Annotated in this window: 14 protein-coding genes; 4 read left to right on the plus strand and 10 right to left on the minus strand. The window is 44.2% G+C overall.

All coding sequences use genetic code 11. The annotated features are described in order from the left end of the window. Window positions 1–124 precede the first annotated feature (124 nt). Window positions 125–1,798, minus strand: coding sequence for an AAA family ATPase (locus tag QUB35_RS20230; protein ID WP_333143554.1), 1,674 nt, complete (start codon window positions 1,796–1,798; stop codon window positions 125–127). A 141-nt stretch (window positions 1,799–1,939) separates the two neighbouring features. On the opposite strand from QUB35_RS20230, the gene QUB35_RS20235 reads away from it, so the two are divergent. From QUB35_RS20235 to QUB35_RS20245, 3 genes are all read left to right on the plus strand, one after another. Continuing rightward, window positions 1,940–2,692 (plus strand): hypothetical protein, encoded by a 753-nt coding sequence (locus QUB35_RS20235; protein ID WP_333143555.1) that lies wholly within the window; start codon window positions 1,940–1,942, stop codon window positions 2,690–2,692. A gap of 425 nt (window positions 2,693–3,117) precedes the next feature. Beyond that, entirely contained in the window at window positions 3,118–3,477 is a 360-nt protein-coding gene (locus tag QUB35_RS20240; protein WP_333143556.1) for a hypothetical protein, read from the plus strand. A 185-nt stretch (window positions 3,478–3,662) separates the two neighbouring features. Beyond that, window positions 3,663–4,184 carry a hypothetical protein gene (locus QUB35_RS20245; RefSeq protein WP_333143557.1) on the plus strand — a complete coding sequence of 174 codons (522 nt, stop codon included), beginning with the start codon at window positions 3,663–3,665 and terminating at the stop codon, window positions 4,182–4,184. A 109-nt stretch (window positions 4,185–4,293) separates the two neighbouring features. On the opposite strand, the gene QUB35_RS20250 is transcribed toward QUB35_RS20245, so the two are convergent. From QUB35_RS20250 to QUB35_RS20260, 3 genes are all read right to left on the minus strand, one after another. Continuing rightward, window positions 4,294–4,440 (minus strand): hypothetical protein, encoded by a 147-nt coding sequence (locus QUB35_RS20250; RefSeq protein WP_333143558.1) that lies wholly within the window; start codon window positions 4,438–4,440, stop codon window positions 4,294–4,296. Next, on the minus strand, window positions 4,427–5,047 hold the full coding sequence (locus QUB35_RS20255) for a Uma2 family endonuclease (RefSeq protein WP_333143559.1): 621 nt from the start codon (window positions 5,045–5,047) through the stop codon (window positions 4,427–4,429). The genes QUB35_RS20250 and QUB35_RS20255 overlap by 14 nt, the downstream gene beginning before the upstream one ends. Before the next feature lie 152 nt (window positions 5,048–5,199). Further along, on the minus strand, window positions 5,200–5,433 hold the full coding sequence (locus tag QUB35_RS20260) for a hypothetical protein (RefSeq protein WP_194012320.1): 234 nt from the start codon (window positions 5,431–5,433) through the stop codon (window positions 5,200–5,202). A gap of 178 nt (window positions 5,434–5,611) precedes the next feature. Between QUB35_RS20260 and QUB35_RS20265 the strand changes: the two genes are divergently transcribed. Then, window positions 5,612–6,841 (plus strand): hypothetical protein, encoded by a 1,230-nt coding sequence (locus tag QUB35_RS20265; protein WP_333143560.1) that lies wholly within the window; start codon window positions 5,612–5,614, stop codon window positions 6,839–6,841. Here the strand turns inward: QUB35_RS20265 and QUB35_RS20270 are convergent. The 6 genes from QUB35_RS20270 to QUB35_RS20295 all read right to left on the minus strand — a co-directional run. Next, window positions 6,783–7,205 (minus strand): hypothetical protein, encoded by a 423-nt coding sequence (locus QUB35_RS20270; protein ID WP_333143561.1) that lies wholly within the window; start codon window positions 7,203–7,205, stop codon window positions 6,783–6,785. The genes QUB35_RS20265 and QUB35_RS20270 overlap by 59 nt on opposite strands. A gap of 58 nt (window positions 7,206–7,263) precedes the next feature. Further along, a complete protein-coding gene (locus QUB35_RS20275; RefSeq protein WP_333143562.1) occupies window positions 7,264–8,385 on the minus strand; it encodes a DUF6753 family protein in 1,122 nt (373 codons plus the stop codon). A gap of 707 nt (window positions 8,386–9,092) precedes the next feature. After that, window positions 9,093–9,890: a mobilization protein MobD-like protein gene (locus tag QUB35_RS20280; RefSeq protein WP_333143563.1), complete on the minus strand. Its 798-nt coding sequence runs from the start codon at window positions 9,888–9,890 to the stop codon at window positions 9,093–9,095. A gap of 49 nt (window positions 9,891–9,939) precedes the next feature. Then, entirely contained in the window at window positions 9,940–10,452 is a 513-nt protein-coding gene (locus QUB35_RS20285; RefSeq protein WP_333143564.1) for a hypothetical protein, read from the minus strand. After that, the gene (locus QUB35_RS20290) at window positions 10,445–12,112 is read right to left on the minus strand and encodes a hypothetical protein (RefSeq protein WP_333143565.1); all 1,668 of its coding nucleotides are present in this window, start codon (window positions 12,110–12,112) and stop codon (window positions 10,445–10,447) included. The genes QUB35_RS20285 and QUB35_RS20290 overlap by 8 nt, the downstream gene beginning before the upstream one ends. A 125-nt stretch (window positions 12,113–12,237) precedes the next feature. Continuing rightward, the coding region (locus tag QUB35_RS20295; RefSeq protein ID WP_333143566.1) for a hypothetical protein at window positions 12,238–12,446 on the minus strand (209 nt) is incomplete at its 5' end.

A 12,446-nucleotide genomic window follows, 5' to 3' on the forward strand; every position in this document is an offset into this window, starting at 1 on the left:
GGTGCTGTTCGAGGCAGACAGCCAGTGGGCAGAAACATTACTGAGAGCGCGAGACCAACAATAAAGTTTCAATTGTGTTACTTTTGGTGTAGCGCAATGTTTAGGAAAATTCAGTCAGTTGCACTCAAGTTTTCTCGTAAGCAGGTGGCCGATACTCGAATAATTCTTGCTCTCCCGCCGCAAATTTAGACCCATCCCTCCCAGAAGCAGGCCGAGCAAAGGACGCTTTGTTGCGAATCCCCTGGATATCTTCAGAAGAACGCTCAGACGATAGCACAAACTGAGTTCTCTGATAACGCAGATCGGCCAATTCAATTTTACCAGGTCGCCCTTCACAATAAGCTCGCTCAGCACAGCGTTTAACTGCGATCGCAATTTCAGCACTCGTTGCTCCGGCATAATCAGATAGTAGCGAATACCACTGTCTGTCGCTCCAAAGATTCTCTTTTCCTTCCCCAAACTGCTCTGGGAAATACTTAGCTAAGTGCAAATTGAAAATCTCATAGCGAGCGCCGCTGTGTGGCAAATCCACAAACCAGATTCCGCCGTCGTCAAATCTGCGGATAAGTTCAGCCGGCAGCATTTCTAAGCGGTTAACAGTAGCTAACATTAACACGGGGCTCTCATGTTCCTGCATCCAGGTGAGCAATTTCTGCGACAGCCGTCTAGCTACACCGCCATCAGCATTTGATTCCCAGCCAGAAAAACCCTTGTCAAAATCGTCAAAGAACAGCACGCAGCCGCCCAAATTATCGGCTGTATCCAGCATTTTGTTGAGAGCGCGGTCGGGATTAGAGGAACCTAGAATATTGCCCCAACTTGCTGCTAAAAGCGCATAACCTAGCTTCTTAGCAGCTAGCTTCGCACTCAAACTTTTGCCCGTCCCCGGCGGCCCCCACAGCAGCATTCCTTTGGGAGGTCTGAGGTGATATTTCTTGGCATCAGCTTCTGACAGCTTTACGACTTCGCTCAAATAAGCGTCTAATAAATCTAAACCGCCAGCATGAGGCACGTCTGGAGAAGCAATGAACTCTAACCCCTGGTCTCGAAGTTGCGATATTTTATGCTCCAATACCAACTGTGCGATTTGGACAACTGAAGCGGTCACAGAGAGCGATCGATCTAACACCAATTCAATTTCAGCAGTTGGCAGCCCTAGACTAGAAACAGCCAGCCGTTTTTTAGCAGCTACCGCATCTGAACCAAAATCAAGGGAACAATTGCGATCGCAAAAATTATCTACAAGAACTTCGACTTCAAAACGATCGGGTAACGGACATTTGAGTAGAGGAATTAATGGACTTAGCTTTGATGGCAGTTGGATGTACTCACCCAGCAGTACCCAATATTGGTTGGCCCAACGCCCTTTCAGCTCAAAGAATGCGTTAGCCAATTGAGAATAACGGCGGACAAGAGGCTGTTCGGTACTGTCTGATTCCAAAATATCTTCTAACAAAAAGATACCGGGACAGTCATTTTCCAGCAGAAATTGCAGCACATCACTCCCGACAGATAGCTCAGTTTTACATAAGACGCATTCACTATTATACATCTCCGAAATATCTGAAACGCTTGTCATATCTGAATGACAACCTAAAATTGGGAGATTTTTATCCAAACACCGCACCTGTTGAAGAGTTGCATAGCCAGGATTCCAATAATAAACAGGTAAACAACACTCACTGGCGTACTGATGAAATGATGACAAGATTTTTTGGCGATCTGCACTGTAATATTCTAGGGCAAATATTGGAGTTGGAGGGACTCTTAAATTAGACAAAATCGTGAAATATTTCATGAATTTATACATCTAAATAGAGGATGTTTAACATAAAATTTTAACTAACATAATTAAAATTTAGCGTCCTGCTAATGAGCGAACTTTTCCCCCTCAATTGGAGGGGGTAATTGTGCCTAACGGCACTAATAAATTGATGTTATGCAAGTTAAATTGTCAATCATGGTCACAAGTAAAAAGCAAACCGCCGCCACTCCCACTCGCTCTCAGTCACCAGTGCCTGCTAAATCTAAGCCACCTGAAAAACAGAACAGTCAAACTGTCGGCAGTAACAATGGAGCCAAATCAAAACCTCAACCTAACCTCAGCTCCGAGCAACTTGCTGGCGAGCTAGTCAAACAGATTCGCAATACAATTCATAAGAAGTACGGCGTGACAATTCAGCGTCGCGATAGCCGTATTTCGACAAAGGTGGGCCACGCAATTCGCGAAAAACTGGGATTGGATATTCAAGCTCAGTTGAATAAGCGCAACGGTAATGGCAATGGTAAAAAGTTCGACTGGCAAGAGTGGAACAATACTGTGTTTCCCAAGCTAGTTGGCCGACCCGAGGAACTCAAGTATGGTGTCGAAGTTGTTGCCTTAGCGATGAGCCAACTTTACGATACAATTGCTGACAACCCGCAAGCTGCCATTGCCGATTTAATGGAGTTCAATGCTCAAAGCTTAAAGCGTCGCAACGAGTTAGCTAAATCCTCAGAAGAAGATACTGAAGAACTCGATGAGGACGACGAACTCGATGATGAAGATGATGAAATTGATGACATACTCGATGAAATTGATGAGGATGACGAAGACGAGGAAAGCGATGAGGACGAGGATGAGGATGATGACGATGAGGAGGATGATTTTAGTTTAGACGAAGACGAAGAATTTGAGGAAGACGACGAATAATTGCTAAAGTTTGATTAGAAAGCTCTGCTGAAAAAGCAGAGCATTTTTTTGCCTCTATCGAGGCCTTTTCCACGAATCGCGATTCATTTAATAAGGGGAGGGGGAAGGGGAAGGGGAAGGAACGGAAAGGGTAGAAAAACTTGGGACAAGGGTAGAAAAACTTTAGTAAAATCCCGTTATTACTAAAAAAATTATCCTTCCCCTTCCCCTTCCCCTTCTCCTTCATTTCAGGGTAATGATTGTCGCCACCGTCCGAATCAGGACGCTCTGGGAAGCAGACCCAACAAATTCACAATCAAGGAAATTTTGACCTTGGTTGTGAATTTAATTTACCCACCCACCCACCACTAATTTTTTTGAATTAATTGTAATTAGCAGACTGCCGTCGCTTTAGTTGTGAAAAAAAACACGCTTGAGGGTTAATCATGGCTAATCGCAAATCCGCTCCAACTCCGATGCAAAAGCAATTTGCAGAAACTCTTGAAGAACAGCGCTTCGAGATGTTTTTGCACGTTGCCCGCGAGTTAACTGGACGTGCCAAACAACGACAGTTGCAGAAAGGTAAAGCTCTTGACTGGGAAGCGTTCAATACTTGGTTTAACAAGCAATATGAAGGCTACTCGGCTGACGAGATGCTTGAAGAAATCTTGAGCAACGTTTACTGGCTTTCATCTGAGCAAGCAGTGATTGACTTGCACTTCCGTTATATCGACTCGGCAGTCAAAGCTTCTCATAAGAAAAAGGCAACTGACGATAATGAAGAGATTGATGATTTTATCAAGTAATCAATGACGACCCCCAATAAAGGGGGTAAAATCCTGCTTGGAGCAGGATTTGTTTTGCCCGCCCACCCACCACACCAGTTCCCTTTGCGATATTTGTGATCGCATTCTCAGAAGGATTTAGTAAGGTTTTGATATTAAACGCGAGCGCGTTTGAGAGATGTTCCACTTGCAAATAAATTATAATCATGTACGAACATATTCAGCATTTTCTCACCCTCACAATTGAAACTGTGGTAATTTTTGGTTACGGTGGCTTAATTGTTCACTATATCGCTACGCTGTTAGCATCGAAGCGAATGAATCCTTCTGAAAAACTCTCAGCAGAACTTGCCCCAGATTTTGTGCCTCTTCTCAATGAAATTGCTTCCTTTCCTGCTGTTACCGAATGTGCAGCAACTCCAGAACCCACAGAAGAACAGCGCCTCACCTCTTCGCTACAATTTAAAGCCGAATTTGCTTCTAATATTCAACTCGATACCGACACATTAAATCTACCTTTCATTCAAGTCGATAGCCTGACTCTTCGACAATGCCGCACCGTTATTCGAGCGCTCAATGCCACTCTCCCACGAAGTGAGCATATTCGCCTGAAACTCAACAAAAAAGATGTGCCAGCAGATTCGTTAAAATTTCAAATCAAGAAGCATTTTAAGCATCGACCGCAGCAATTTGTCTCCCTAATTGAGCAAATTTTGAAAGTTAGTTAGCACGCTCGGGGAATCAACAAGCCAATTAGTCTTTTATTTCAAAACAACTTATGGGAACGATTTGATAGAAAGTTTTTTTGAAGGCACCCTCCTTTTCCTGACCAAGCTATTAGTTACTTTCTTCAGCGCCAAGGGGAATCAGACCCTTGCCCATTTGTTTGCTCAACTCGTTGAGACTCAATCCCCGTTCCATTGCGACCGCACGAATTCTCTCCATCCTACCGACGTTACCTGGATATAAGCTAGATAGCAGCATATCTGCCTGCCGCGAAGATTTGTTGCGCTGTTAATTGCAAGCCGGGAAAGATTGAGGAAATAAGCAGATCGTCATTTTGAAACAACTGTTTTTGATACTCGTCTTCTCGCAGCGTACAAATTGTAACTGTCGGCTGTTTGGGTTTGCCAATATATTCTCTGCCGCCAATGCCCAGATAGTCAACAATCCAATACTCAGGCACTCCTAGTATGGCGTAATCTTCAACTTTGCGGGCGTAATCGTTCTGCCAGTTGGTGCTAACGACTTCAGCAATCAGTTTAATTGAGGAACCTGATGTAATTACAGGTTCTTGTTGCCACAAAGGTTCATTAATTAGTCGAGTTTGGTTTAATACAAGCACATCGGGGCGAAATGCTGTTGCTGTTCCTAATAGTTTGATGAGACAGCGAGGGGGGATAAGGTAGGGTAGATCCAGGCGGTCAATTTCTACATTCAGTTTTCGTCCCAGAAAACCGGATATTTGTTCGTGCGGCCCTGTTGGTTCCATTTCGGTTAATTCACCATCAATCAGTTCGTAGCAATCGCTGTCGCCGTAGCTTGTAATAAATTCATCAACAGTTATAAGTTTTGGATGTGATTGAACCATTATATTTTTTCCTGATATATTGGCAGGGCACAATACCGTAAGTTAGAACATTTTTTAACCGATAAAAACACCGTTGTTACTATTAATAAAACTTCTCGTAACTAGTTGATAGAAAGTTTTTTTGCTCTAACCTCTCTTTCCATATCTGGCAATTAGTTACTTTTTTCACCATTGCCAAGGGGAATCAGACCCCGGCCAATCTGTTCTATCAACTCGTTGAGACTCAATCCGCGTTCAATGGCGATCGCGCGAATTCCTTCCCATCCTACCGATGTTACCTGAATATTTCTTTGCTTCTTGGGTTCTTCATAGCGGGGTTGTCCCCCAGAGCGGTTGAGGTTGGCTAGTGAGTTGGGATGGGGGTGAATTCCTTTCCTAGGTGACATAGCGTGGATAGCATTTCCTTTTTTTTACTATTTTCGCATTTTCTGGAGGCTTCTCGACGATAACTATGTTAGTGTTGAATAGTTCAAGAAAATTCCTGCCCGCGCTGACTCCCCTACTCCGGTTGCGGTCGAGCGCGGGCGAGCCTTGCATTCAACAAACTCGCCAGGAATGCGTCAAATGCAATCAGAAGCAGACGATCGGGAGCCGCAAGCGTTAATTGTTTTGCCGGGGGGTATTGGAGGGTGTACCTCTTGTGCTGCGAAACAACTGCGAATCGACCCCGAATTTCAATCTCTCATTCCTCCCCTGAGTAAAGACGAAAAAGCCGCCCTGCAAGCGAGCATTCTGGAGGAAGGATGCCGCGATCCGTTAGTAGTCTGGGCCGAGGAAAAGCTTCTCATCGACGGCCACAACAGGTTCGCCATCTGTACCGCGCACGGCATACCATACAAAATTGTAGAGATGTCTTTTGACAGTCGGAATGCAGTCAAGGTCTGGACGATCGCCAACCAACTGGGACGGCGCAGCTTGACGCCAGAATCCGTTAGCTACCTGCGCGGCACCTGGTACGAGCTGACCAAGGAATCTCACGGGGGCAAGCGTTCGGCAAACTGTCATTTTGACAGTTTGACAGACAAAGTATCGCCAGATAGAGCAAGCTGTCAAAATGGCAGCTTGACAGACAAAACAATGCCAGATGAGGCAAGCTGTCAAAATGACCACTTGACAGACAAAACAATGCCAGAAGGAGCAAGCTGTCAAAATGGCAGCTTGACAGACAAAACAGCACGAGAGTTAGGAGAACGGTTCAAAGCTTCCCCCAGAACGATTTACCGGGATGCCCAATTTACTCGAGCTGTGGATGCTCTCAGTTTTATTGGAGGGGACGAAGTGAAGTGGAAAATACTGAATCGCTCTGCTGGGCTGACCAAGAAGCAGGTCATCGCTTTGGCAAACGACACTCGCAGCAATCCGGCTCAGGTTGCCAAAACTTTACAGGGGCGCGACAAAAAAGTAAAACCTGAAGGCGAACCTAAGATCGCCCACCACCTGACGCTCAAAATTGGTTCCTTGGTGGAAGTGTACGCGCCCGATCGCCAGGACGTTAACGGTCGGTTGGGGCGCATTCAGTCAGTGGGCGAGAAAACGGCTACCGTGTGGATGCGGCACATCCCTACTCTTGCCATGAATTTGCATACCTTCAAACACTCGGCTCTTACTGCTGTACCGCTCGAAAATCAACCCGGACTTCAAGAAATTTGCGATCGCACTGGCCGACTTCACCAATTAGGAAATCTAGATCCTTTTGAGATAGAAATCCTCAACTTGTTAGAAAGAGCAACGGTTCTTACTCCCACCGAATTGCAGTATTTAGAACATATTGAGAACACACACAAGCTTGATTGAGTGCCTCACAACTATTTTCCCTTTTGAGAACAGCAATAACTTCGGAAATTTTATTTGATTCACTTGACAGTTCAAACACTGAGCCAATCAATTTTTGTTGAGCTGCTAATTGTCGCAGTGAATAACAAGCGATCGCTCGCACTCGCTCAGGAGACTTGCTAGCATTTTTAGCAGCAAACGGCCCCCAGAAAGCACTCAGTACAATCTTAATCTGTTCCGATATTGGGTATGTTTGACTCAAACAGTAATCCCAAACCATGTTATCGAATGGGTCGTCTAGTGCAACTAAAACACCCGATATTTGCGACTGCACTTGCTTCTGATTTTGGTCAGGTAACGGCTGATTGTTCAAATTGGCAATCATAGATTTCTCCTGTTAAGCTAACTTATTTACATCCCATTCAAGACTTTAGTATTTGCCATCAAGGAACAAACTCTCGTTCTTGAGGGGAGCGAATCCACAAAGTACAAAATCCTTTTTGTGCAGGTTTACCCTCTACTGTCAGCGTCACCCCCAATCGATTTATCTCAGTTTCACACAATTTTTTGCCACCTTTCTCGCTCAACAAAGCTTGATTCCAGCTCATAAGTTGGCGAGCATATTTCCCTTCATTGCTTGTTGCCCACTGAATTGTATCCGCGTTCTTGCGAGCAAACTGACCCTCTTTGCTCAGCCCCCATTCGAGAGCTACAGCTTGTTCTAAAGTGAGCTGGCGCGGCCCTTTTGGGTCGAGTTCAGGCGGTGGAATGAACCGGGGCACAGCTAACCCGATAAAAGCGCCGATCGCCATTGCCCCTAACACCACCCCGCTCCCAAAAATCACCGACCAAATATCGTGAGCAACTTTCTCTAAAGCTGCTTGTCGCACTAGGGTGTAAACTGAGTTAGAAATGTGGCGATGTTGCACCTTAACAGCCGCTTTTCCCTGCCGTTCTAAAAACTCCCTGCTTTCTTTTTCCCAATTTTCAGTAAGCTGCCGAACTTGTTCCAGTTCTTGAGAAATAACAGCTTGAGAATCTTTCAAATCACCTTGCCATTGAGATTGCCAATTCTTGAAAAACTGGTCAATCTCTTGTGGTTTTTTTTCTAACAGCAGTTCGAGTTGACCTGTAGCCAGCAATACGATAAAAAGCGGGTCATTTTTATTGAGACCGTATCGGTAAGCTGTCTGAATGACATGAGAGCGAAATTTGGAGTCTTTGCCCTTGAGTACCTGGCTGATTAGTGACTCAGTATCTCTCTCGTACATGGGAGAGGCAGATAAAGGATCTCTGTTCAGAGCTTCTCTTTCCCTCGAATCATCGTCTATGAGTTCCCAAAACTCCTTTTCATTTAGCTTACTCCCATCGGATTTCAACTTTTCTTCTACTGCATCTTCTGGGAATGTATCTGGAGAATCGGGCAAACTTTGCGAATTTTCAGCGGATTGTATGGAATTATTTTTGGTATTATTAAGTCTGCCCTGTTCCCTTGGCGTTTCCAATATCTCGCCAAACTCTTCAGAGTCAACTTCGGAAAGTTCTTCTAAAAGTCGATCGGACATTTAACCTCCTACCTAATCAAAATCCTAATCTTTATGCTGTTCTGCTTCGCGCATTCTATAGTGTGAACTCATATTTTGTCCGTCTCCTAACGAGTTCATCACCCATTGATCTCGTTTCCGGCTGCATCGTCAGGTGATAAATTAGAGGGCAATTTATGAATGATTGTTACAAGTCGCCACCTATCTCGGCGCAATTTTCAGTTGTTCGATTCACAGTCAACAGCGTCGCCCTGAGCGGAGCGTCGCCCTGCCCTTCGACTACGCTCAGGAACCGCGTAGCCGAAGGGTCGAAGGGTCAACAGTCAACATCATGTCTGAGTGCAACCGGAATTGATATGACTGTAAAATTTACAGGAATACCCGCAAATTATCGGTTTAGACACTATCTGTAGTATTAAGATGTGTTTCTGCCCACCCAGCCCGCTGGCCCAGTGGTGAAGAAGTTTTTGAAACCCTGGAAATCTCGTAGCGGGCGATCGATCAATCTTCTTCTTTTCAGAATTTAAACGCAATAAACAACGTTTATTGCTAATATCCAACGCCTGGGATAACACAACTGCGTTGATTGCACTCAGCCAGCGGGCTGGTTTCGGCACACCCTATCAGTAGAGTCTGTGCGTAAGCCTTAATTTAGATTCTTAAAAGCTTACGATACCTTTTTTACAAATTACAGCCTCCTGAGACTTTACAACCTGTTGCTTATTTTGTTACTCATTTTGGGGCTCATTTTCTATCTGCATTTCCTCATTTTTTTTTTGTTCATAGGGCGCGATAACTTCTTTTTTATTGCGATTGGGTGCGTTGTTAAACAAACCTACATCTTCTATCAGACGGAAACAGTCTTCCAGAAAAGTATGCAATCGCTGCTGACTAATCAAGAAGAATTCAGAGTGTTTCATTGCTTGAGAAAATGACAACCGCTTCGTATCAATAAACTTGCGCTCTCTTGCACTCAGAGCCGGCAAATCTACCACAGGAATTCGGTAATTATTAATGAGCTTGTTCATTTCCTTATGGCTTTGTACGTGCGACCAATCTTTGCAAACTCCAAAATTGCGGACAAAAATGTGATTGAGCTGACCTTCAAAGTAGTTGAAAGAGTCAATAAACATTTCAATGCTGTCCGTCGTGCCACCGCAAATAAACCACTTGCATACGTCAACTCCTGACTGCTCTTTAAAATCAGGAGAGGTTAAATTAGCTTCGTCAATCCATTTGTTGATAATGTTGTAAACCCGAGCTGGTAAATTGACAATTACAGGAGTTTCTACTGCTGTTTCAAAAATAATATCGATATCGAAAAACTTCTCTTCATCTTCAACTAAAGCTACGATTTTTGCATTGTGTTCAGGATAGCGCTGCTGCACGTCAGGATTTTGAAAATCGCCATCAATTAACGTGTACAGCAGTTCATACTTCTGATTGAATTCAACCAGAATCCGAGTTAGCATCGACTTGCCAACACCACCTTTCTCGCCGTCAACCAAGTGAATCATGTTAGTCATTTCATTCCTCCTTGCTGGATGTCGATGTCTATTCAAGACTTAATAATTTTTAACTAAAGCTAGGCCCGACCATTGCCGGATCGAAACCAGCTAAGTTAAATGCGCTGTTTTCAAACTCAACTTCTCCCGAAAATTCCTCTGGTTCTTTTTCTTCGGGCAAACTTGCGGGATTTGAACTCTCAGGGGCAGTTAATTCCGTAGCAATAGATGCACCTGAATTCGATAAGTGAGGGAAAGTAGCTAAAGGAATTAAACCCGAAGAAATACCAGGGGCAATTACTCCTAACTCGGTACAGTTAAATCCCGCATCTCGGCAAACTTCATCTATCTGCCTAAGCAAAAAATTAATGCTTTCTCGCCTCAAATACTCTAACTCTGTACTAGAATGACTACCGCTATTGCGTAATGATGCTAACAGCCACCGCGCTTTGATTAGAGGTAAAATCGTTTCCTGTAAACTAAAAAAAGGATGATTTTGCAGGTAAGATAGCAAGATAGCGTCTTCGGAATCTGGCAAAACTTGACAGCGCCAGCAAAATTCCTTGTAACGTTTTCTAGGCATAATTCCTCACCTTCTTTCCAGCACCTCGGTAGGGTCCTCCCAATAAGAGAGCTGCATCTAAGTTTGCTTCTGATTCCTCTAATGAAGGTTCTGTATTGGACGACTCCTCCTCCTCACTCCATTTATTAGAATCATCTAAGCAGCTATCTTTGATACTTGAATCAGCATTTTGTTGAGCGCAAACTTCACTGTTTTGTTCAGTAATAATTTCAGTGTTTTGTTCAGTGGGTTCCTCAAATTTTTGTTCAGCGGGTTCTTCAAATTTTTGTTCAGTAATATCTTCAGTCTTTTGTTCAGTAGATTCCTCAAATTTTTGTTCAGTAGATTGCTCGGATTTAGCGTGAGTAAATTGCTCAATTTTTAATTGAGTAGGTGGCTCGGATTTTGGGTGAGTAGGTTGTTCAGATTTGGGCTTGGTAGATTGTTCAGATTTGGGCTTGATAGATTGTTCAGCACATTCTTTTACACTCTGTATATCAGTTGGAGGGAGTGGAGCATCTCCTGAAGTAGAAGTTGTATCTTCTGCCCTCTGAGAAGTTGCCGCAACAGAGCTTTGCCTCAGTACCTCAAACTGAGATTTGAAGTAAGAAAATAGTCCGTAAACATCAGCTATGCGGCAACCTAAACCATCAGGGTCAAGTGTTTTTGGCACTGTTATGCCTGCGTGCCAAGACAGCGAATAAGGAGAAAACTGATTTCGCAGTTCTGGCTTCATATATTCAGAAGTCCCCCCGCAAAATACAATTTCATCTAAATCGGGCGGCAGCACTTCATTAATCCAATGAGATAGCATTCGAGCGTAGTCGAAGCGAGACAGCTTGACTGCTTCAATCAATTGGTCAACTTCTCGATCTTTAGCTGTTTCCTCTCGATTCCGAGCAATTCGGTAAAAGTAAGGGCGGTTGTAGCTTACGCCCGCTTGAGCGATTGATAAAGCCAAACGGGAAGCATCGTAGTTAGATGTTCGCTCTTGAACTAGATCCACCAACCTTACCATTCCTAAGTCTGAAGTTTTGCCCTTACCGACAGCACCGCGTGCCGAAACTATTACCGAAGCATTGCGAAATCCTACCATAACAAAGGCAGTTACCCGCTGCTTGAAGGCTGAACCTAAATTACTGTTGTGGATCAAAGCAATGCCGCCGCCTTCTTGCAAAGCTTGGGTTTTGTCCAGGGTAACGGAGAGCTTGCCTGTGGGTGTTTCAAATGAAGCAGAGTATTGACTTAAGAGTTCAAAAAATTGCTTGGAGTCATTAAACTCGCCTGGGGGCAAGAAAACGGAGATCGCAGCGCTAAATTGACTGCCTAAATCTAACTTCCGCGACACTACCCACAAAGCTGCTAGAGCTTTGTACAAAGCGCTACTGTACTTCAGTCCCGCTAAACCGATGTGAGCATTGAATTGCGATGCTGCTAGGTAACCAACGGCTCGGCATTCATTACCAATTGCCACCCAAGCAATATTTTCGGGAGATGCTGATGCGAGGTTGGGTTGTGTGAAACAATTGGCTATGTCTTGGCTCACTGGCCCCACCTGCGATTCCATTACAAAGGAGTTCGCTTTACTGCCTGCTTGCGAGCTTTGGCAGAAAACTCTAGTAGATAAGCCGCCAAAATCTATAGCCAGAATCGCATCTGGTATTGAGGATTTTTTCTTCATAAACGCTGGCTTTTATTACGTTACAAAATGATAGTATTGGCTTCAGTTTAAGTCTGACCTCACCAAATCCGGTGGTTTTGGATAATTAAAATAGCCCCCTCCAAATGGCGGGGACAGGCTGCCTTTCAAGGAAAAAATCTTGGGTAGATTATCAGGGAAAGAGCTTTAGAGTTGTAAGAAACGGTGTAGGTATTGTGAGTGAGATACCGAGCAGGTACGCCCAAAGTATCTTCAATAAAGTGTTTGAGTTCGGTGTGGGAGTAGCACTTCTCGAACGTACCCCACTTGGTAATTACGCCATCACTGTTAGCAATACCCGCATGATTTGCCGATC

Source organism: Microcoleus sp. B13-B6, assembly GCF_036705405.1.
Classification (GTDB): domain Bacteria; phylum Cyanobacteriota; class Cyanobacteriia; order Cyanobacteriales; family Microcoleaceae; genus Microcoleus.

Excerpts from the sequence above, each read along its gene's own strand:
- QUB35_RS20230 (WP_333143554.1), bottom strand. The coding sequence starts at position 1,798 with ATGAAATATTTCACGATTTTGTCTAATTTAAGAGTCCCTCCAACTCCA.
- QUB35_RS20235 (WP_333143555.1), top strand. The coding sequence starts at position 1,940 with ATGCAAGTTAAATTGTCAATCATGGTCACAAGTAAAAAGCAAACCGCC.
- QUB35_RS20240 (WP_333143556.1), top strand. The coding sequence starts at position 3,118 with ATGGCTAATCGCAAATCCGCTCCAACTCCGATGCAAAAGCAATTTGCA.
- QUB35_RS20245 (WP_333143557.1), top strand. The coding sequence starts at position 3,663 with ATGTACGAACATATTCAGCATTTTCTCACCCTCACAATTGAAACTGTG.
- QUB35_RS20250 (WP_333143558.1), bottom strand. The coding sequence starts at position 4,440 with ATGCTGCTATCTAGCTTATATCCAGGTAACGTCGGTAGGATGGAGAGA.
- QUB35_RS20255 (WP_333143559.1), bottom strand. The coding sequence starts at position 5,047 with ATGGTTCAATCACATCCAAAACTTATAACTGTTGATGAATTTATTACA.
- QUB35_RS20260 (WP_194012320.1), bottom strand. The coding sequence starts at position 5,433 with ATGTCACCTAGGAAAGGAATTCACCCCCATCCCAACTCACTAGCCAAC.
- QUB35_RS20265 (WP_333143560.1), top strand. The coding sequence starts at position 5,612 with ATGCAATCAGAAGCAGACGATCGGGAGCCGCAAGCGTTAATTGTTTTG.
- QUB35_RS20270 (WP_333143561.1), bottom strand. The coding sequence starts at position 7,205 with ATGATTGCCAATTTGAACAATCAGCCGTTACCTGACCAAAATCAGAAG.
- QUB35_RS20275 (WP_333143562.1), bottom strand. The coding sequence starts at position 8,385 with ATGTCCGATCGACTTTTAGAAGAACTTTCCGAAGTTGACTCTGAAGAG.
- QUB35_RS20280 (WP_333143563.1), bottom strand. The coding sequence starts at position 9,890 with ATGACTAACATGATTCACTTGGTTGACGGCGAGAAAGGTGGTGTTGGC.
- QUB35_RS20285 (WP_333143564.1), bottom strand. The coding sequence starts at position 10,452 with ATGCCTAGAAAACGTTACAAGGAATTTTGCTGGCGCTGTCAAGTTTTG.
- QUB35_RS20290 (WP_333143565.1), bottom strand. The coding sequence starts at position 12,112 with ATGAAGAAAAAATCCTCAATACCAGATGCGATTCTGGCTATAGATTTT.